Below are 21,032 nucleotides of genomic sequence, written 5' to 3'. Positions count from 1 at the left end.
AAAGTTACAAACAATTTGAAGCCATCGGGAGTATGCAATTTTGGAAAAACTGATTGATTGTCTGGTTGAGGACCCCGAAATTTCAAAGCTGTTTTCGATCGACGCCGAATTGCAATCTATGATTGATGTCGAAGCTGCCTTGGCATTTGCGCAGAAAGAAACAGGATTTATTCCTGAAGCGCATGGAACCTATCTTGAAAAACTCTACGCCGGTTTCAAGCCCGATGTTGCAGCCATAAAACAAGCGATGCAACGTGACGGTGTTCCCGTTCCCGAACTCGTCAAACAGCTTCGCAAAAAAGCCGAAACGCCATTTGATACGTCAATCCACAAAGGTTCAACCAGTCAGGATATTGTCGACACTGCGCTTATGTTGAGGTTAAAACGTGTTTTTAAAAGATTGGAACAATCTTTAAGCATCATTCTTGAGCTACTTGAAGATTTGGTAAAGCGATATGGAACGCAAACTTACATCGCCCATACACGCATGCAAATTGCCCGTGCGATGACCGTTTCCGACAAGCTTTCGTCCTGGAAGAATGCACTTTTAGCCGATCAATCAAGGCTCTCCCACGCGCAATCGACTTTTTTTATTGTACAAACCGGCGGAGCAATCGGCAATAATTCAGATTTCGGCGTGAAAAATCGCGATATTGTCCGCTTGATGGCTAAAAAGCTTGATCTCAATTATGGAAATAGCTGGCAGACGGACCGTAGCCGGATTATCGACATTGCCGAAACATTCTGTCTCATTACGGGAACACTCGGAAAAATCGGTCAGGATATTGTTTTAATGGCGCAAAACGAAGTACACGCAATCGCGCTGGCAAAGAGCGGAACATCTTCAGCAATGCCTCATAAAAACAATCCTGTTAAGGCTGAAATTCTCGTGTCTATTGCGCGGTTGCAAGCCGGACTTCTCGGCACAATTGCACAATCTCTCATCCATGAAAACGAAAGATCGGGCGCTGCATGGAGCTTGGAATGGCTGGTTTTGCCGCAAATGGCGGTGACATCGGGAGGAGCTTTGTTAGAGTTGCGGCAGCTAATGGAAACAATGTCATTTCAGGAGGTGAGAATCTAGTACTCATTATCGCGATGAGATTGCGGGAGAACTACGAAGGGCAATCAATCGAGTGAACGAACAGGCTTCTTTACGGCACACTGAGGAATAAAGAAATAGCAGCGGATATTGTCGGTTAACCCTCTGTTCGCCCCTGCTGTTTTTGTTGTGCATTAATATTTTTTATGAAGATGACGATCCAGTCATAAAATGGAGGAGGAAAAGGTGGAAAAAACACAAGTTGTCATTATCGGTGCAGGCCCTTCAGGTTTGTTGTTAGGGCAACTCCTGCACAATCAGGGCATTGAAACGATTATTCTCGAACGCAAAACTCCCGAATATGTTCTTGGCCGCATTCGTGCCGGTATTCTCGAAAATGGTGCACGCGAGCTCATCAATGAAGCTGGAGCAGGAAAGCGCATGGAAAGCGAAGGGCTTATTCATCACGGGGTTATGTTAGCCTATGACGGGCATAGTCACAGAATAGATTTCAAATCGCTGGTTTCAAGTTCGGTCATGGTTTACGGGCAAACCGAGGTGACCCGTGATCTTATGGACAAACGCAAAGCATCGGGCGCGCCCAGCGTCTATGAAGCGGAAGATGTCACGATCGACCAATATCAAGGCAATAAGGCTGTCGTCAGCTATCATAAGGGTGGAAAGAAACACATTATCGAATGTGATTTTATTGCCGGTTGCGACGGTTTCCATGGTGTAAGCCGGCGTACTGTTTCCGAATATGTTAAAGAATACGAGCGCGTTTACCCGTTCGGCTGGCTGGGACTTATGGTCGACCAACCGCCGGTTTACGACGAACTTATCTACTCGAATTCACCGCGTGGTTTCGCATTATGCTCACAACGTTCGTTGACACGAAGCCGTTATTATCTTCAGGTTCCTCTGACAGATCACGTCGAAGATTGGACAGATGAAGCCTTTTATGATGAATTGCGTCGCCGCATTCCCCAATCGCTTTCGGATAAATTGAAAACGGGGCCCAGTCTTGAAAAAAGCATCGCACCGCTTCGCTCGTTTGTAGCCGAACCGTTGCGCTTCGACCGTCTGTTTCTTGCTGGTGACGCCGGCCACATTGTGCCGCCAACCGGCGCCAAGGGGCTCAACCTTGCCGCAAGTGATGTGCGCTATCTTTCCCATGCATTGATCGAATTTTATACCGAAAATTCGACTGCCGGAATCGATCATTATTCACAAAAGGCTTTGGCTCGTATCTGGAAAGCCGAACGTTTTTCCTGGGCGACAACAATGATGTTGCACCGCTTTCCGGATTATAGTGCATTCGACCAGCGTATGCAGCGTACGGAATATGATTATCTTGTCTCTTCGCAATCAGCTCAAACAGTATTTGCAGAAAACTATACTGGTCTCGCATTTTAAAAATCTGACAATCAACGAGTGAATCATAATTTCGGGAGGTATTATGAATAAACTTATCGTCACATTTCTCATTCTTTTCGGATTTTTATCATCCGGTTCGGCAGCCGATACGATCAAAGTCGGCATTATTGGCCCCTTTTCCGGCCCTTATGCGTTGCAGGGGAAAAATTTTAAAGCCGGAATTGATACCTATGTCGCCGACCATGGTTCCAAAATTGGTGATCACGAAATCCAGTTTGTCTATCGCGATTTGCCGCTTACAGATCCGGCACAATCGAAATCTTTGGCACAGGAATTGATTGTCAAAGAAAAAGTTCAATATATTGGCGGCTTTTTCTTCACACCCAATGCTATGGCAGTGGCACCTTTATTGAAACAGGGCAATGTGCCTTTGGTCATCATGAACGCCGCCACCTCGACGATTATGACACATAGTCCCTATATTGTACGCACTTCCTTTACCCAATGGCAGGTCTCTTATCCCCTGGGACAGGTTGCCTTTGACAAAGGGGCGAAAAAAATAACTACAGTGGTGGCCGATTATGGTCCCGGTATCGACGCTGAAACCGCGTTTAAAGAGGCCTACGAAAAAGCCGGTGGAAAAATCGTTCAGTCGCTTCGTGTGCCTCTGACAACAAATGACTTCAGTCCGGTTATGCAACGTATAAAAGATTCAGGAGCAGAAGGTGTTTTTACTTTTTTACCGGCAGGCCCGACAACTTTGGGTTTTATGAAGTCGTATGTCGATAATGGCGTAAAGGCTGCAAATATCCAGTTTTTTGCACCCGGTGATCTCCTGCAGGATGCCGATTTACCGGCTTTAGGAGAAAACGCGCTCGGTACACTTACAACTTTCCATTACACAACATCGCATGATTCCGCAGAAAACCGGACCTTTGTCGAACACGCCAGAAAAGCAATTGGCAAACCCGAAGAACTGAATTTCACAGCGGTCGGCGCTTATGACGCGATACATGTCATTTACAAAATGATTGAAGCGACAAATGGTAAGAAAGACGCGGAAAAAGCTGTTGAAGCCATCAAAGGAATGAGTTGGATGAGCCCTCGCGGTCCGGTGACTATCGACCCGAAAACCCGCCACATGACACAAAACATCTATTTGCGTGAAGTAACGAAAGCGGAAGACGGAACCTATTATAATAAAGAAATCCGCACCTTTGAGCATCAAGGTGATCCGGGCTTGAAAAACGCCGATTAAACGCGTTTTTGCGGGAGGAACTTATGGAAACTTTAGCGAGCATTGCGATTGACGCTTTTGCCTATGGAACCATTCTTTTTATTATTTCCATCGGGCTTTCTGTCACGCTCGGACTCATGCGCGTGGTGAATCTCGCGCATGGTGCTTTTGCCATGATAGGGGGATACCTTGCCTCTTACGGCGTTATGGAGTTGAGGCTTCATTATTTTGTTGCAATGATCCTTGCAATTGTTCTGACTATTCTCATCGCAATTCCCGCCGAACGGTTTCTCTATCGCAAGATTTATGGCGCACCGGAACTCACACAGGTGTTAATGACAATCGGCATCACTTTTCTTGTCATCGGGGTCACAAATTATGTCGCAGGTCCGACGCTCAAGACCATTCCCTTACCCGATTTTCTAACCGGTTCGGTCGACATCGGTTTTCGCGCATTGCCAAAACAACGTCTGTTTCTGATCGTCATCGGCATGGTTGTTGCAGCCGGATTATGGTTTCTTATCGAGAAAACCAATTTCGGAATAAAATTACGCGCTGCTGTTGATAATGCCAATATGGCTCAAGCGCTGGGAATAAGAACACAGATCATTTATGCGGTAAGTTTCGCCATTGCTATCGGCCTTGCAGCAATGGGTGGAATCATCGGCTCCGAACTCCTGCCGCTCGATCCCTATTATGCACTGCGTTACATGGTTGTATTTCTGGTGGTTGTTTCCATCGGCGGTGCCGGTTCCATTCCCGGTGCACTTTTTTCCAGCCTGTTGCTGGGTGTCATTGACACAACAGGTCGATATATCGCGCCGGAATTCGGTGAATTCTTCTTTTATTTTGCTGTTATTTTCATTGTTACGCTGTTTCCTCGCGGACTGGCCGGGAGGATGAAATAAATGTCGAATATAAACGTTTTACAAGCAACCCCGAACCGCGACCGTTCTATACTTTCAGCTGTTGGTATTATTGCAATATTTACCGCCGCGGTTTATTTTTTCTTTCCTGATAATCTCGCAGTTTTCACACGGATTATCTCTATTGCTTTACTCGTCCTGTCATTGGATCTGGTAACCGGTTATTGTGGAATAGCCACACTTGGGCACGCCGCACTTTTTGGTGCCGGTGCATATGCTGCGGGAATCGCTTCGGTTCGCTTTTCTATAACGGATCCGATTTTAATGACAATCGTAGGCCTCTTTGCAGGTGCCATAGCAGGATTTTTTTCCGCATTGATTATCCTTCGGGCGAAAGGACTGGCGCAATTGGTTCTCTCTATTGCAGTGGTTCACCTCTTTCACGAATTTGCCAACAAAGCATCGTCATGGACCGGCGGCAGTGATGGTCTTTCGGGTATTACGGTGAGCCCCCTCTTTGGCATGTTCGAGTTCGATTTGTGGGGGGTCACAGCATTCTTCTATTCGGCCACTTTGCTGGTTGTGGTTCTCGTTTTGCTTAACCTCATTGTCCGGTCACCTTTCGGTATGTTGTGTCGCGGCATCAAAGAGGACCCTGTCCGCATCGAAGCAATGGGAGCCTCAGTCCGCTCAAATGAAATGGTGATGTTTATCATCTCCGGCGCCGTTGCCGGTATTGGCGGCGCGTTGAACGCAATTTCTACCGAGGTGGTCGGTTTGGACAGTCTGAGCTTCACAATGTCGGCAGAAGCATTGGTTATGCTTGTTATCGGAGGAACCGGAACACTTTATGGTGCGCTCATAGGTTCGGCTGCTTATCTCTGGTTTGAAAATATTATCTCCGCTATCAATCCGTTTTACTGGATGTCGATTGTCGGAATATTGCTGATTGTTGCCGTGCTTTTTGCACCAAAAGGCCTTTTCGGACTTTTTACCCTGTGGCGCAACCACATGAGGGGAAGAGAAAAATGAGCAAGATTTTCGAGGTCTCGAACCTGAAGAAGAGTTTTGGCGGTTTGACAGTAACGGATAATGTTTCAATCGGATTGGATAAAGGCGATCGCGTCGCATTGATTGGCCCCAATGGTGCAGGAAAAACAACTTTCGTCAATCTGGTAACCGGTCACCTCAGACCTGATAGTGGCGGCGTTTTTCTCGACAACGAAAATATCACGTCTGTAAATGCAATTTCACGCGTCAGGAAAGGGTTGGTACGAAGTTTCCAGATTACTCGCTTGTTCCGCGATATGACACCGGAAGAACATATAGCGCTTGCATTGTTACAAGTGGAAGGAAAAGCCCGCTATATATTTGGCAATTATCGTCGCATGTCCCATATTATGGACGAAATCTATGAAATCCTTTCTACGCTCGGCTTACAAACGCTCGCAAGGATAAAGGTTGCCAATCTGGCCTATGGCCAACAACGCTTGCTTGAAATCGCTTTGGCTTTGGCTTTGCGCCCCAAAGTTTTATTATTGGATGAACCGGCCGCCGGTGTACCACAGAGTGAAACCGGACGCATCGAAGATGCTCTCGCCCGTTTACCGAAAGATCTTTCTGTTCTCATGATCGAACATGACATGGATCTTGTGTTCAGATTTGCAAGCCGCGTCATAGTTCTTGCCGCCGGTGCAGTGATATTTGACGGTTCACCAAAAGATGTTGTCAACAATGCGCACGTGCGCGTTGCCTATTTGGGGAGTTATGCGCAATGACGGCATTGTCGTTGAAAATAGAGCAGCTCGAAGCCGGTTACGGGCAGACAAAAGTCATTGAGAACGTCAGCTTTACGGTGGATAAAGGCTCCCGTCTTGCCATTTTGGGAAGAAACGGAGTTGGTAAAACAACACTATTTGCATCAATCGCGGGTCTGACACGCTATCTCGGCGGGCGCATCGTGTTGGGCGACACCGATGTGACGCGCTTTTCGACCTCGGAAAGAGCTATGGCAGGTCTTGGATATGTCCCGCAGACGCGTGATATTTTTCCAACCCTCACGGTTGAAGAAAATCTCATGACCGGTTTAAAAAAACGCCCTGTATCGGCGATCGAGGAAGCCTATACCACGTTTCCGCGGCTGAAAGAAAGGCGAAAAAACCTCGGCGGGCAACTTTCCGGAGGAGAACAACAAATGCTTTCAACCGCCCGCACTATGTTGGGACAGCCGAAAGTTCTTCTCCTTGACGAGCCGTTGGAAGGTTTGGCACCCGTCATCTGCGAAGAATTGATGCACGCTTTTGCACAAATGGGAAAAACCCATGATATGACAGTGCTGTTGGTCGAACAGCGTATTGAACCGGCATTAGAGTTTGCCGAACATGCAATCATTCTTGAACGGGGAAGAATTGCATGGTCTGGCTCACCTGTTGAATTATCCGGTCAACATGACGTTATCGAACAATTGCTTGGTGTCGGAAGTTTGCACTAGCTCTGTCTGCCCCTACCGGTTTTGGAAAACAGAGATTATAAGTTTCGGAATACATACACGTTACGTAAGGGAAGTACGTTTCTCGCCGCAGTAAGAAAGAAGCCATTGCATCAAAAGCGTGGGATTGATGAAAAATATTTCCAAAAATCAATATTTCGGCAAAGTATCCACACTCTCACTATAATCATTCGATCAGTGAACGTTTACGATCCCGTTGTTAGGGCGCATATCAGGAAATAAGCAGGCTTACGTAAAATTATATTGCCAGAATGAATCCGGTTTGTCGTTTGCCTCACAAAATGGGGTTGTAACGGTATGATAACAATCGGACCATTTATCCGGACAATCAATCCCAACGCTCGATCATAACATCATTATAGCTCACCGGCGTGAAGCCGCATTTTTGATAAAGCTGCAAAGCTCGCGGGCTATCCAATGTGTTGGTTTGAATGATGACTTTATCCGGATTTGTTTCCCACACGGAATGCAAAATTTCATTAAAAAAGAAATAGGATAATCCCCTACCCTGATAATCCGGAACAAGACCAAAATAGACAATTTCGGTCGACTTCGGCAATTCTTTCAGATTTGTTTCTGCAAATCCCGCCGGACAACCATCGACATAAAGAATCTGTATAACGGTATTTTCCGACTGTATGAGGTCGCGCAACGCATCATCGGTCATCTTCCGGCGCACATTCCAGTGATGCGCCTTGCCAATCTGCTCATAGAGATAACGGTAAAAATGAACAGGCATATGATGGGCAGGCATTATCGCAATTTGCATATTGAGCGGCGACGGCACGGTTATGTTCGGTCGCTCGTACATTTCCAGATGTGTGACGCGCGCATTGAGAAAATGTGGCATATTATTTATCCCCATTATTGCCTGTAACAACCGGCGTATCTTTTTTAGACCCCCATTCACTCCATGACCCATCATAAAGCCTTACATTATGGTTACCCAGTGATTCAAGCGCCAAGGCAAGCACAGCTGCCGTAACGCCGGAACCGCACGTCGTTACAACCGGAGCCGCAACATTGATGCCTGCATCCTTGAAAATTGTTTTAATCTTACTCAAGTCTTTGAAGTTGCCACCTTCGGATAATGTCGCAAAAGGAATATTGTGCGCACCCGGCATATGACCCGAGCGCATTCCCGGCCGTGGTTCGGCTTCTTCACCCAAAAAACGTTTATGATTACGCGCATCGGCTATCTGCGTGGTTTTACCATCAACAAGCTCACGCATTTCGTCGATAAGTACAACTTTTTCAGCGTCAAAGTTGACTTTGAATAATGTTTTCCTGATTTTCGTCGGTTCGCCCGTAACCGGATAATGTTTTTCTTTCCAGCCTGCAAAACCGCCATCAAGAACATAGACGTTGTTTGCCCCCATGACACGAAACATCCACCATGCGCGTGGTGCCGAAAAAAAGCCGATACTATCATAAATCACAATCGTATCGTCTGCATTAACCCCCATATCACTTGCAAATTGTGCAAATTTGTCAGGGCTCGGAAGCGTATGAGGAAGACCCGAAGTCTCGTCACAAACCTTGTCATGATCGAAAAATACAGCGCCCGGGATATGCGCCTTTTCATATTCTTCACGTCCATTCCGTTTTGCCGCCGGCAAATACCATGAAGCATCAAGAATTGAAAGTTTGGAATCACCAAGACGCGCTTTCAACCAATCGTCCGAGACAATAAATTCACTCTGTTCTTTCATCACAAATCACGGCCCTCTTGTTATCCGGAACCTTATACCGATGTTGACCGGTTTCAAAAATTGTCAAAAAATATACTAGACAAGTTATGAAGCGATGCAAGGCCTATAGCGATCAAATTGGATAATATGAAGAACAATTGCTTCCGTTTTTTCCCCATGAGAGTTGGAACAAATCGCCCAAGCCGCGTTAAGAAAATTCAATGCCGTTTTCTAAAATTTTATTGGAAGAACGATATTTATTTTATCGTCGTCGCAAACAGTTTTCCTTACATGACGGCTGAAGACTTTACCCGCACGACTTTTCTTGTCTTAAAGAACTAAAAGCCCGAAAGACGCTATATTCTTTCGGGCTTAAATCATAATTTCAATTTTAAAACAAACGCATCAAAACCGGTTTTGTTGCCCTCCTATGGGAATACAGACCGATGCCAACCTTGAAAATTTAGGCTGCACGCCTTACAGATTTCCTTAATCTAACCGGTTTTTTACGGTTGTTCGGCCTTTTTCTTTTCGGGCTTACCGGTTTATCACTACGTGCATCAAGTTTTTCGCTATTTCTCCTGCGGCCGTTACCTTTCCGACTTTTATTGGAAATACGATAACCGTCTTCCTTTGTAGCGCTTTCGCTATGAGATGCATTATGCGGTGCATCCTTCCGTGAACCCTGTTTATGATCTGTGGCCTTTGAAAAAACACGTTTGCGGCGATGAGCCTTGTTCTTTTCCCGCCCACCGTTATGACTGTCGCCACCGGCTTGTTGTTCACTACCCTCACGATCACTATGCGGTTTTTCCGGCAAAGGACCGAACTGCGGCGGAACATCTTCGCGCGGCAATTTCATACGGATAACGCGTTCAACAGCTTTCAACCGCGCACTCTCGATACTTTCGTCATAAAGTGTAATGGCTTCACCATGAGCACCATTACGCCCCGTGCGCCCAATTCTGTGCACATAGCTTTCAGCTTCGTCAGGAAGCTCGTAATTGATAACGTGGCTTATACCTGGAACATCAATGCCTCGCGCTGCAATATCGGTAGCGACAAGAATGCGAACCGTTCCATCACGAAAGCCTTTTAACGCTTTTTGCCGCGCATTTTGTGATTTGTTGCCATGAATTGCTGCAACTGAATAGCCGGTTTTTGCAAGATTTCTCGTCACGGCATCAGCACCATGCTTTGTACGCGTGAAAACAATGACCGAACTTAATGCCGGATTGGTCAGAAGTTTGTTAAGAACATCTTTTTTGTCACGCCGGTCGACTTTATGCAGCACCTGATTGATTTCGGCAGCCGTCGTTCCTTGTTTGGCAACCTCAACATGAACGGGGTCACGAAGAAGCGTCTCGGCAAGCTTTTCAATCTCGTTCGGCATGGTAGCGGAAAACAGTGCTGTCTGGCGGTCTTTGGCAACAAGTTTTGCGATCTGGCGAACATCCTTGATAAATCCCATATCAAGCATACGGTCGGCTTCATCAAGAATAAGAAAGTCCGTCTTTGACAGATCAACACTCTTTTCATGGACCAAATCCATGAGCCTTCCGGGCGTTGCAATGAGAACGTCAACACCTTGCGCCATTCTTTTGATTTGTGAATTTCTGGAAACGCCACCAAGAATAAGAGCTGTCGAGAGATGAGTACCTTTCGAGACCATATGGATAGCCTCTTCAATCTGCACGGCGAGTTCGCGCGTAGGAGCCAGAATTAAAGCACGAGCCGTTCTCGGGCGGCGTTTGTCGCCCATTGAAAGGATTTTCGTCAAGACCGGAAGACCGAAAGCCAGTGTCTTGCCCGAGCCTGTCTGTGCAATGCCTAGCAGGTCACAATCTGCAAGCATGGAAGGAATAGCTTCTTCCTGTATCGGTTTCGGGTCAGTCATACCGGCTTTCAGCAAATTTTTAGCAAGAACCGGTGATACCCCCAATGCCTCGAAGGCATTCGAATTTTGTGTTTTCAAAATATAATCTTTCCCTGCCGCGTTTTCTTGGGCAGGCCATTTAGAATCCTTGCCTTCCGCGCAACCGGAAGTCAGGAACAGTCAAAAAATAAGGACGAAACGCTTGAGGATAAACCTTGAAGCGACTTGCGCGACCAATGAACACCTCAACCGAGGTGAATGATGCTACGAAGTCTCTTAAATAGAAAGTTGGCAATCCAACCCAAGCATCACAAGGCGTCTTATCGTTCAAACCGTACGAAAAAGCAACCGGTTTCATCAATAATAAATTTTTCCATAAAAAACGCGAGTTGGTTGACTTGAATTTCACACCACTCACGTTCCAATTTGGATCATTTACCCGCACACATGGGACTAGTCACATATGTGATCTTGATATTGGCGCTAGTAGTTATTCTCATGAACGATAAAATTGATTGTCGCGCGACCGCAGAGGAAGTCACACGTTCTTGTCACCAAAAAATTAAACACTTCCCGTCGTCAAATCTTCACACCGGAAGAAAACCGGTTAAACAATATCCGGAGAAAGCTGTTTTGTCGTTTTACCGATTTCAACGTCTGACAGAAAAAGGCCCCAAGAGGAAAAAACATTCACGCAACGTCACGAAAGCATTCAAGCGTCGTTTATCGACGAGCCTATTTCCGTGTAATTGTTTCCTGGGGGATATTCACATCCTGAAAATCCGGATAAATCTCCAGAAATACAGGATTTTGAACTGTTCTCTGCCCGCCATAAATCAGGTGCCATTTGGTGTTATCAAGAATTGCCAATGTCGGATATTGAGCAATTGTTTCCTTCGTCTCGATCCGCGTTGGAACGAGTGCATAAGGAACCCCCTTTGAAGTTTGGCAATATTCTATCTTATCGCCATCAAGGTGATAGGCGTTAGCAGGAAGACTTGCGAACTGACTATCCAGTTGTTTTACGAAACTCTGCTTCAGCGTTGCTTCATCAGTCTTCAGCCTGAGCGCCATTTCTTTGAAAAGGCGCTCGGGCATATTGTTTGCAATGAAGGTCACATCTTTTCTTTGTGCTGCATTATTAATTTCCGCAACAAGGCCGTTAAGTTCCGCCTTCTGGATAGAATCCGGTTCGGCAGCACTTGCTGATGCCGCGCCTGATAAGAAAATTGTCAGGCCGAAAATAAGTGACGAAAGAAACTTCATTGAAAACACCTTTTATTCAATATAACTGTTTGATCTTTTTAAATAATATAATCAAACAATACTCTGTCATTGGTGATATCGCGATAGGCCCAGCCAAGTTCTTTGAATTTGGTTTCAAGAACCGCGAAATTCTCGAACCGCTTTGTTTCGATAGCGATAAGAACGGAACCGAAGTTACGCGCCGATTTCTTCAAATACTCGAAGCGCGCAACATCATCATCCGGCCCTAATTGGTCGAGGAAGCCGCGCAATGCACCGGGGCGTTGCGGAAAACGGAAAATAAAATATTTTTTCAAGCCCTGATAGCGCAATGCGCGTTCTTTAACTTCCGGCAAACGTTCAAAATCGAAGTTGCCGCCAGAAATAATAAGAAGAACTTTTTTACCCTTCAAATCCTGAGGAGAAATGCTTTTCAATGCGTCAATCGAAAGGCCACCTGCCGGTTCAAGAACGATGCCTTCAACGTTCAGCATTTCAACCATTGTGGCGCTCAAACGATTTTCCGGAACAATCGAAACATCGAAAGGTGAAAAACCTTTCAGCATCTTGAAATTCAATTCACCAATCTGCGCAACGGCAGCGCCGTCAACAAATGTATCGACATCTTCCAGTTTGACGCGTTTACCTTCTTTCAGACTGGTATAGAGACTGGCGGCACCTTCCGGTTCGGCAAAGTGGATGTGGGTTTTTGTCCAGCCGCTTTCACGAATAAAATGGCTGATGCCTGCAGCCAGCCCGCCGCCGCCAACCGGAATAATGACCAAATCCGGCTTTTCGTCGCCAACGAGTTCCTTCCACTGTTCAGCGGCTTCATACATAACGGTCGCTTGTCCGGTCACAATCCGCATATCGTCGAAAGGCGGTGCCATGACCCCGCCCCCATCGGCAACAAACGCTTTGGCAGCCGCATAACATTCGTCGAATGTGTCACCGATCATACGAATTTCAATATATTTGCCACCGAATGTACGTGTCTTGTCGATCTTTTGCTGCGGCGTTGTTACCGGCATAAAGATGACGCCCTTACGTTTAAAATGATGGCAAGCAAAAGCCAAACCTTGGGCGTGATTACCGGCTGAAGCACAAACAAAAGCAGCCTCTGGCGAAACCTTATCGAGCATCTGCGAAATGAAATTGAAAGCACCACGAATTTTATAGGAGCGAACCGGAGTCAGATCTTCACGCTTGAGGTAAATTTCTGCACCATACTTGTGACTTAGATATTCATTCCGCTGAAGCGGGGTCTCATCAAAAAGACTGCGCAAAGCTTTGGCAGCTTTTGCCACGTCTTGAACAAACTCACTCATGATATAAAATGCTTTCTATTTCATAAAATTCGAGATGGCCTTTTTCACAAAGCCGACTTTGGCAGATTAGAACAAACAGGATTATATTCAACAAAAATTCGCATTAAAAAGCATCAGAGGCACAAAAAATACTGCTTCCAAATCAATCGGGTTGAAGCCACTCTTCATGTTGATTGACAATAGAATTGCTCATAAATTGTGTTCGTACGAAAAAGAGAATTATTGACAACGATAGATCGAGAATTCGTCACCTGATTTTCTTATCAATGTCAATAAAATTTTTAAAAATTCAATGTCAATATAGGTCCTTCGATAGCATTAATATTATAAAAAAACGTGTATTATATCAAAGAGATATTTTACGTTTTACATATTCTGTCCAAAAATATAGCTCATACAAATTGAAATAATATTTCTTAAACACAGCTAAGCTTTTGTAGAATACGCCTTAATAGTATAAAAAAAATTGCAAAGTCCTTTAAACGAGCAATATACAGGCCTCTCAGGTGATGGAATTTCGGCGCCATCGAATTTTATCGGAAAATTCGGCAATATCATAACAGCGAGGTTATCTGGCTAGCGGTTGCCTTTTATTTTTTACAGATGTCGTGGCTTTTTACAAATGTTGTGGCTATCCGGAGCACGACGTTTTTAATCGAAATTTTGGCTTTTCTTTTTGTTCTTCGTTCCCTATAAGGACAGGTGCTGCGGACGTGGCGAAATTGGTATACGCTAGGGACTTAAAATCCCTCGATCTTTAGATCATGCGGGTTCAAGTCCCGCCGTCCGCACCACTTATTACTCCCTTTCACGCAGTTTCGGGTTATTGCATCAAGATGATGGTTCATCAGGCGTAACGTTCATATGCATTCTCGGAAATTTAAATTTTTCCGGTAGTGATTATCCATGAGCTTGATTTTGGAGATTTCATTTTAGTGGCTAATCAGCGAAAAATCGGGATCGGACCTTTTCTTAAAATCAGACCTTTCCCCAAAAAACGAAAGCATTTACCGCTTCAATAGAATTTAAAAACAAAATAGTTCCAGGCAACGCGCCTTTCATGCCAGACGATATATCTTTAAGGACTCTCTCATCAACACGTTTATCTTGACAGACAAGCGTGATACCACACTTGGCTGTGAGCCCTTTCCGTTCCGTTATGCATTGAACATGATCAAGTAAAACACGTCATGCAATAGAAAACAACCGGTTTTGGAGACAACGACTCTATCGTCTGCAAAAAACGCGTGACGTTCATCATGATATTGATATTGCCAATATAGCCGGCCGCTTATTTGAAGCTTGCCCGACTTCCGTTGATTTCAATCGTATCTGTCGCCTTGATCGCGAACCGGTCACCATTTGGAAAAGTCACAAAACATCCTTTGGGGCAGATATCGACTGTCTGATCGGCCTTCAAAGAAACGTCGCGGCGGGAACTGCCTTCGGCAACCACGAGAGACTGTGTCTTTTGATCGGTATTTTTTATCGTTGCGGCGAATCCTTCCTGAGAGCCAAGACATAGCAAAGCAACGATGACAAAAAACCATTTTTTCATATCAGGTAATTCCCTCGTCAGAGAAACGCTTGTAGGCCTGGAAGCGAACCTTGTTTGTAACGGCAATTGTTGATGTGATATCGGGCACGTAAATTGCCAGTGTAAAATTGAAATTGTTGCTGTCGAAACTTGAAAAGCTGACCCACGGGCTAGGATTTTTTAGAACGCCCTCAGTGTTATTAGCCGTTTCCATCAACACATCGACAATATGTTCAGGATCGGACATGGCCGGAACAGTAAAAGTGACATCGACACGACCGATTTTATTGCGGTGTGTCCAGTTGCCGACATTATTGTTGATGAGGCTCGAATTCGGCACGATGATTGTTTGCCGTTTCAACGTCTCGACTTCTGTTGCACGCACGCTGATACGTTTGACAATTCCGACAATTGTTCCTGTCTCGACATAATCGCCAACCTTGAACGGACGTTCAGCAAGCAGAATAAGACCGGAGACAAAATTCTGGACGATATTTTGAAGACCAAAGCCGATACCAAGTGAAAGGCCACCGGCAATCAGTGCCAGACTACTCAAATTGAAACCTGCCGCCGATAGCCCAATGAGCGCGGAAAGTGCAATGCCACCATAACCGACAACTGTGCGAATTGAATTCCTTACACCTGAATCTACTTTTCCGCGCGCGAGAACCGTTCCGTCAAGCCAGCCGATAAACCAGCGGATCAGGAACCAGCTGATCAGGAAAAATATAATGCCGATTGAAATACCAACGAGCGATATCGAAACATTCCCGATCTCGAAGCCGGTCATTATGTGAATAAAAGCGGAAAAAATATCGGCAGCCGAAAAGCCGAGCTGCATAATGATCGGAGGAACGCAAACAACAATCACAACGATGTTGAGAAGGATACCGGCAACCAGTCCAAGTTGATCCATTGTACTGTCATCAATATTGAACCGTTGTACCAGACGGCGCCCGATAAATGTTTTAGCAAATGCCCCTTCCGCCGCCGTTGCACGTGCTGTTTGAATGCCCAGATACATTAAAACGAGAAAAGCACCACTCACCACGATCTGTTGGGAGATGAACCGTGCCATACCGACGTAACCTGCAAGAGCCGTCAAAATAGGTAATAGCCCGACCACAATAAGCGGAATGCGGATGTAAAGCGGCCACGATGTAACCTTCTTGTCATCTTCGGTGCTGGTTCTTGCGCGCACAAACGAAATGGCAAGAATGATAATACCAACAAGGATAACGGAAATAAAACTCTTGGCAATTGCAAGCGAAAGAGGTGCCGATACCGCGCGATAGACAGCATTCAGGAAATAATCGAGGCCCATCACCAAAGCCAATAATGTCAATAGCACAATCAGCAAACGAGCAGGCCGCGGAGCAATTCTCATCAAACGCAATTCCGGCAGCTTTGGCGAGAGAATAACAAACGACATGCGGGCAATGAAAAATACCAGCATGACAACATCGGCAGCAGAGCGGAACACGAGATCAAGATTTGTCCAACTTATTCCAAGATAATTGAAAAATATCAGAACGAGGATCACAAAAACCGCGCATATCATCGTCGGGACAAGCGTCGCAACGAATGCAAACGACAAACGCTTCAAATAGGAAGCATCTTCATCTTCTTTCGTTGCCTCGTGTTTCACACGACCGATCAGTTTATGCGTTGAAATCGCCAGAATACACGCGACAAAAAACGGAATCAAAATGCTAGCACATAGAGCTAACAGCTTGAATTGATAGACAAATTGCCACCAAGAAAAAATTAAAGAGAAAAAGTCCGCGCCCGCATCTTTTGCAGATTGGGCAATTTGAGTACCCAAAGGTGACGAGAACTCGACCCTGTGGGTCAAAGTTCTTGCAAAGAGTTCACGTGACTGGGCAATTGTTCTTTCAACCAAACGATTGGAATCAATCGAACAGTCTTCCAATTGGCCAACCAGAGTATTGATTTTAACTTTGAGCTGGCGAAGATTGTTTCTTTCGTCGGTTACAGTTTTAGCTTCCTGCACGCCCTCTTGCGGTTCACCCAATTGGTCGAGACGCAGGTTAATGTCATTCAAGGGCGAGCGAAACAGAAGCGCTGTCCCTATAATCTTGCCATTTATATCCTGCGCTTTATTGCGGATATCGGTTAAAGCTGAATCGTCATCCTGTCCGGAATCGTAATTCTTCAAAAGCTCTTTCAGCTGGTCTTTATAACCATTCACAACCGCCTGTTGTTGTTTCACAAGATCAGCCGGACTTAAAACCGAATTATCGGCTGTAGCAGGTGTTTGCGCATCTGCCGCATCGCTCATAGCCGCAAAAACCGGCAATGCAGCCACCGACAAGCCACACACCAGAGCGTAGACAAAACAGCATTTGCGAATGAAATTTTTAAAGTTCAACGAACTGACCACTCTTATAAAGATTACGAATCGCGCATATAGATTTTAAAAACAACAAAGCAATTTGTAGAGAGACTGAGAAGGACTCAACTGCTATTTTTTCTTTTCCTACATGATTTTTGCAAAACTATGACAACTCATAAGTTTTGTTGCCAAGGTTCGTTAAATTTAGCCTTCCCAATTTGGATTTGCCAACAAAATTATTTACAGTTTCATCAATATCTACCAATCCCTCTTGCATTTAAAATTTACTGACGTTTTGGCAACATAGAAAAGTGAATTTCTTATTCTGAAAGCGGCTTCATTATAAAAATGCCACTTTATTCAAAAGCACTGCGATCGCATGTAGAATAGCTTTTACGCTTCAAATCCACGATCATCTTTGCCAAGGTTCAAAAACGCCGTCAAAATGCGGTCCATCACAAATAAAAATATTTAGTAAATTCAGTTCATTGAATGACAATCCGGAATCATTTTCTGAATTCTCGGATGAGTTTTGAGTGCATTTTTCACCCAAAATATTCTTTGGTCACAAATTCAAGCTTTAAATCCTGGTATAATTTCGAAAATAAACCGTTCCACCGGAAACAAAGTCATATTTTTTTCAATGGGTTATTTACGACGTTTGAATCAATAAACGAATGGAGCACAACTGAAAAAAATATCGATTTCACCTCATTATAGTTTTAGAGAGATATAAGCTGGCGCACAAGCTGCAACCTGAACGTGACGATATGCGTTTCCGGCCATATAGTGCTTTATCGCACTTAAGAAGAAGCTAAGCCATTTCGTTAAATCATATTTCAATTCCGAATTTCTGCAATGTCCATGCTTTCCCCAAATGACGCAACAAAAGCCCAATCATCAAGCTTTCTCTAAGCGCTTCATGCACGAAAATTTTGCTTGCCCCGTTTTATAAAAGCAAGCTGCATTTAGCCGATAAAACCATATCGTCCTGAAATAAATTATCGTAAATCCAACTATAAAATTATTTTAGAAAAACAAAACAGTTAAAGAACCGGTCGTCAATTCAAGTTCCAATTCAGTGAGCCACTGACATCAAAATGAGCAGTATTCGCCGAAATGAGACATCGGTGTCGGAAATTGATGGCAAATAAATGGTAGATAGAATTTTCCTTACACGATAATACGTGTTATCAGCCTCAATGTTAAAAAATTGAAAAAGATGGTTCTTCTCTGCACCAAATCGTAATATAGAACGTGTTTTTCAGGTGCCAATTATTGGATGGATTTTATGCGAACACCACGCTGGCTAACAACTTTATATTTTGTCATTCTTCTATTGGGGATTCTGGTTGCATTACCAAATCTGCTCACTGAAAAACAGCTTGAATATTTGCCATCATTCATGCGTCAGACAAAAGTTGTTCTGGGGCTTGATCTGAGAGGTGGTTCTTCCCTCGTTCTTGAAGTCGACGCAAAATCGCTCAAACGTGACCAATTGAGAACAGCTCTTGATAATGTTCGTGGCAAACTCCGTGAAAAGCAAATCCAATCGACAAGCGTGCGTATGATCGGTGATTCGATCGTAGCCGTTATTCCCGATGCAGGGCAGCGCCAAACCGCACTGACAGCCTTGAAAGAGTTGGCGACGCCAATTTCTGCCGGCGCTTTTCGTGCCTCCGATTCCGATATTGATGTTGCCGAGCAGAACGACGCTATCCGTGTTTTGCTCACCGATGCAGGCATCAAATATCGTGTCAACAACGCGGTTGACCAAAGTCTGGAAATCATCCGCCGGCGCGTGGATCAGGTAGGTGTTGCAGAGCCGAGTATTCAAAAAGTAGGTCTCGATCGTATCGAAGTTCAATTACCGGGGTTACAGGATCCGAAGCAATTGCGCGATCTTTTGGGAACGACCGCAAAAATGACATTTCACCTCGTTCCAACCAATATTGACATGAACAACCCGCCCGCCGGCGTTTCGATATTGCCAGGCTACACCGACGAAAACCAACGTTTTCCTATTTACGATCAGGTCTCGCTTGATGGCAGCGTGTTAACTGATGCATCGGCCGGTTTTGACCCGCAAATACCGGGAAAATCACTGATATCTTTCAAACTCAATACAATCGGTGCCAAGGCCTTTGCCGAAATTACACGCCAGAATATAGGAAAGCCGTTTGCTATCGTACTTGATAATAAAGTATTGACTGCCCCAACCATTCAAGGTGTCATTCCCGGTGGCAGCGGACAAATTACCGGTAACTTCACACCGAAAGAAGCTTCCACCCTTGCTGCCTTGTTACGTGCAGGTGCGTTGCCTGCACCTTTAACGGTGATTGAAGAGCGTACTGTCGGGCCTGATCTTGGAGCTGATGCCATCAGGATGGGGCTTTACACAGGTATTGCCGGATTTGTTCTCGTCGCGCTCTTTATCTTCCTCCTTTACGGCCTTTGGGGCATTATTGCCGACATAGCGCTTGCTCTTCATACTGTGCTGACATTTGCAGCGTTAAGCCTTATCGGTGCAACACTGACGTTACCCGGCATAGCCGGTATCATTCTCGGCATCGGCATTGCAGTTGATGCGAATATTCTTATCAATGAACGTATTCGCGAGGAAAGCGAAAAAGGCATGGGGGCAATGGCGGCACTTGACCGTGGCTTCAAACATGCTTTTTCCACCATTATCGATGCGAATGTGACAGCCGCCATTGCCACCGTCTTGCTATTGTGGTTCGGCACCGGCCAGATACGCGGTTTTGCGGTTACAATGCTTCTTGGTATTGTAATTTCGCTCTTTACCGACGTAACGATCGTTCGCATCATTATGTCGTGGGTGGTACGTGAATGGAAAATTACAAAATTGCACATCCATTCATTTTTCAAATTTATTCCGCAACACACCAATTTCCATTTTATGAATGCCCGCTTCATCGGCATCGGTGTTTCCATTTTCCTGTCAATCGCATCAATCGTTCTGTTCTTCAAGCCCGGCCTTAATTTCGGCATTGATTTTATGGGGGGCAGCCAGATGGCGATTACGACCAAAGCACCTGCCGATCTTGCAACATTGCGTTCCACACTCGGGCAATTGGGGCTTGGTGAAATTGCTTTGCAAAATGTTTCCAACCAGAACACCGTGCTCATCAGGGTTCAACAGCAGGATGGCGGTGAAGCCCAGCAAACCGCAGCCATTGAAAAGTTGAAGACCTCTGTCAAAATAATCTATCCGGATGTCACTTTCGACCAGATAGAAGTTGTCGGGCCGAAAGTCTCGGGTGAACTTGCAACAGCAGGTTTTACTGCTGTCGTTCTCGCAGCAATTGCCATGATGTTTTATATCTGGTGGCGGTTTGAATGGTTCTTTGCTGTTGGTGCGATTGTTACCATTGTCCTCGATACAACGAAAATGGTCGGCTTTTTCGCGCTGTTCCAGCTTGATTTCAATTTGACAGCGATTGCGGCGCTGCTCACAATTGTCGGCTACTCGGTCAATGATAAAGTCGTAGTTTACGACCGTATGCGTGAAAATATGCGACTTTATAAAAAGATGGCTTTGCGGCAATTGGTCGATATGTCGATCAATCAGGTGCTTATCCGTTGTATATTTACTTCGACAACAACTGTTCTGGCCATGTTGCCAATGGCGATCTGGGGCGGTAGCGCGGTTCACAATTTTGCGGTTCCGATGGTTGTCGGCGTTGTCATTGCAACATCGTCATCCATCTTCATTGCAGCACCGATCCTGCTTTTCTTGGGCAACTGGTGGCATCACCACCATGAAGGACGCGATCTTATCGAAGATAAGCCGCATGTAAATCCGGAGAAAGCATAATAAAAAATTGCGAAAAGCCGGTATGAACAGGTTTCTTCATACCGGCTTTTTTATAATCAAAATAATTCCCTTATGTCATAAGCTTAACACAAATCGTGTCTATAGCCACTACATATCAGAATAACAGAAC

At 45.1% G+C, this 21,032-nt stretch carries 15 protein-coding genes and 1 tRNA gene; 9 read left to right on the top strand and 7 right to left on the bottom strand.

From position 1 onward, the window contains the following. Positions 1-40: 40 nt before the first annotated feature. The 7 genes from H3V12_RS01790 (at position 41) to H3V12_RS01760 (ending at position 7,013) form a co-directional block, all read left to right on the top strand. Positions 41-1,084 carry a 3-carboxy-cis,cis-muconate cycloisomerase gene (locus tag H3V12_RS01790; RefSeq protein WP_198212377.1) on the top strand — a complete coding sequence of 348 codons (1,044 nt, stop codon included), beginning with the start codon at positions 41-43 and terminating at the stop codon, positions 1,082-1,084. A 204-nt stretch (positions 1,085-1,288) separates the two neighbouring features. After that, the gene (gene pobA, locus H3V12_RS01785; RefSeq protein WP_343211696.1) at positions 1,289-2,458 is read left to right on the top strand and encodes a 4-hydroxybenzoate 3-monooxygenase; all 1,170 of its coding nucleotides are present in this window, start codon (positions 1,289-1,291) and stop codon (positions 2,456-2,458) included. A gap of 43 nt (positions 2,459-2,501) precedes the next feature. Then, a complete protein-coding gene (locus tag H3V12_RS01780; RefSeq protein ID WP_198212373.1) occupies positions 2,502-3,677 on the top strand; it encodes an ABC transporter substrate-binding protein in 1,176 nt (391 codons plus the stop codon). 23 nt (positions 3,678-3,700) lie between these two features. Then, positions 3,701-4,564, top strand: a complete 864-nt coding sequence (locus tag H3V12_RS01775; protein WP_198212372.1) for a branched-chain amino acid ABC transporter permease — start codon at positions 3,701-3,703, stop codon at positions 4,562-4,564. Further along, entirely contained in the window at positions 4,565-5,554 is a 990-nt protein-coding gene (locus H3V12_RS01770; RefSeq protein ID WP_198212370.1) for a branched-chain amino acid ABC transporter permease, read from the top strand. It begins immediately after the preceding gene. After that, on the top strand, positions 5,551-6,300 hold the full coding sequence (locus tag H3V12_RS01765; RefSeq protein ID WP_198212368.1) for an ABC transporter ATP-binding protein: 750 nt from the start codon (positions 5,551-5,553) through the stop codon (positions 6,298-6,300). The genes H3V12_RS01770 and H3V12_RS01765 overlap by 4 nt, the downstream gene beginning before the upstream one ends. Continuing rightward, entirely contained in the window at positions 6,297-7,013 is a 717-nt protein-coding gene (locus tag H3V12_RS01760) for an ABC transporter ATP-binding protein (RefSeq protein WP_198212366.1), read from the top strand. The genes H3V12_RS01765 and H3V12_RS01760 overlap by 4 nt, the downstream gene beginning before the upstream one ends. A 346-nt stretch (positions 7,014-7,359) precedes the next feature. Here the strand turns inward: H3V12_RS01760 and H3V12_RS01755 are convergent, their stop codons facing one another. The 5 genes from H3V12_RS01755 to ilvA form a co-directional block, all read right to left on the bottom strand. Beyond that, complete coding sequence (locus tag H3V12_RS01755) at positions 7,360-7,881, bottom strand: GNAT family N-acetyltransferase (RefSeq protein WP_198212364.1); 522 nt, start codon at positions 7,879-7,881, stop codon at positions 7,360-7,362. A 1-nt stretch (position 7,882) separates the two neighbouring features. Further along, positions 7,883-8,743, bottom strand: coding sequence for a 3-mercaptopyruvate sulfurtransferase (gene sseA, locus H3V12_RS01750; RefSeq protein ID WP_198212362.1), 861 nt, complete (start codon positions 8,741-8,743; stop codon positions 7,883-7,885). Between the two features lie 442 nt (positions 8,744-9,185). Next, on the bottom strand, positions 9,186-10,697 hold the full coding sequence (locus tag H3V12_RS01745) for a DEAD/DEAH box helicase (RefSeq protein WP_246787464.1): 1,512 nt from the start codon (positions 10,695-10,697) through the stop codon (positions 9,186-9,188). Positions 10,698-11,333: 636 nt separating this feature from the next. Then, positions 11,334-11,864 carry a hypothetical protein gene (locus tag H3V12_RS01740; protein WP_198212361.1) on the bottom strand — a complete coding sequence of 177 codons (531 nt, stop codon included), beginning with the start codon at positions 11,862-11,864 and terminating at the stop codon, positions 11,334-11,336. Positions 11,865-11,902: 38 nt separating this feature from the next. Further along, a complete protein-coding gene (gene ilvA, locus H3V12_RS01735) occupies positions 11,903-13,171 on the bottom strand; it encodes a threonine ammonia-lyase IlvA (RefSeq protein WP_075868601.1) in 1,269 nt (422 codons plus the stop codon). A 707-nt stretch (positions 13,172-13,878) separates the two neighbouring features. Here ilvA and H3V12_RS01730 point away from each other — a divergent pair. Further along, positions 13,879-13,965, top strand: a tRNA-Leu gene (locus H3V12_RS01730). Between the two features lie 497 nt (positions 13,966-14,462). Here H3V12_RS01730 and H3V12_RS01725 read toward each other — a convergent pair. Beyond that, the gene (locus H3V12_RS01725) at positions 14,463-14,729 is read right to left on the bottom strand and encodes a hypothetical protein (RefSeq protein WP_075868605.1); all 267 of its coding nucleotides are present in this window, start codon (positions 14,727-14,729) and stop codon (positions 14,463-14,465) included. Between the two features lies 1 nt (position 14,730). Then, a complete protein-coding gene (locus H3V12_RS01720) occupies positions 14,731-17,037 on the bottom strand; it encodes a mechanosensitive ion channel domain-containing protein (RefSeq protein WP_343211714.1) in 2,307 nt (768 codons plus the stop codon). A 1,318-nt stretch (positions 17,038-18,355) separates the two neighbouring features. On the opposite strand from H3V12_RS01720, the gene secD reads away from it, so the two are divergent. Then, a complete protein-coding gene (gene secD, locus H3V12_RS01715) occupies positions 18,356-20,902 on the top strand; it encodes a protein translocase subunit SecD (RefSeq protein ID WP_198212359.1) in 2,547 nt (848 codons plus the stop codon). Positions 20,903-21,032 lie beyond the last annotated feature (130 nt).

The organism is Bartonella sp. W8167, from assembly GCF_016100335.1.
Classification (GTDB): domain Bacteria; phylum Pseudomonadota; class Alphaproteobacteria; order Rhizobiales; family Rhizobiaceae; genus Bartonella; species Bartonella apis.
Note: the sequence above shows the minus strand (reverse complement) of the source record. Positions and strands in the feature narration are given on the sequence as shown.

Bases quoted from the DNA above. Each gene is read 5' to 3' on its own strand.
- H3V12_RS01755 (WP_198212364.1), bottom strand. From the start codon at position 7,881: ATGCCACATTTTCTCAATGCGCGCGTCACACATCTGGAAATGTACGAG.
- H3V12_RS01760 (WP_198212366.1), top strand. From the start codon at position 6,297: ATGACGGCATTGTCGTTGAAAATAGAGCAGCTCGAAGCCGGTTACGGG.
- H3V12_RS01770 (WP_198212370.1), top strand. From the start codon at position 4,565: ATGTCGAATATAAACGTTTTACAAGCAACCCCGAACCGCGACCGTTCT.
- secD (WP_198212359.1), top strand. From the start codon at position 18,356: ATGCGAACACCACGCTGGCTAACAACTTTATATTTTGTCATTCTTCTA.
- H3V12_RS01765 (WP_198212368.1), top strand. From the start codon at position 5,551: ATGAGCAAGATTTTCGAGGTCTCGAACCTGAAGAAGAGTTTTGGCGGT.
- sseA (WP_198212362.1), bottom strand. From the start codon at position 8,743: ATGAAAGAACAGAGTGAATTTATTGTCTCGGACGATTGGTTGAAAGCG.
- H3V12_RS01780 (WP_198212373.1), top strand. From the start codon at position 2,502: ATGAATAAACTTATCGTCACATTTCTCATTCTTTTCGGATTTTTATCA.
- H3V12_RS01775 (WP_198212372.1), top strand. From the start codon at position 3,701: ATGGAAACTTTAGCGAGCATTGCGATTGACGCTTTTGCCTATGGAACC.
- ilvA (WP_075868601.1), bottom strand. From the start codon at position 13,171: ATGAGTGAGTTTGTTCAAGACGTGGCAAAAGCTGCCAAAGCTTTGCGC.
- H3V12_RS01725 (WP_075868605.1), bottom strand. From the start codon at position 14,729: ATGAAAAAATGGTTTTTTGTCATCGTTGCTTTGCTATGTCTTGGCTCT.
- H3V12_RS01740 (WP_198212361.1), bottom strand. From the start codon at position 11,864: ATGAAGTTTCTTTCGTCACTTATTTTCGGCCTGACAATTTTCTTATCA.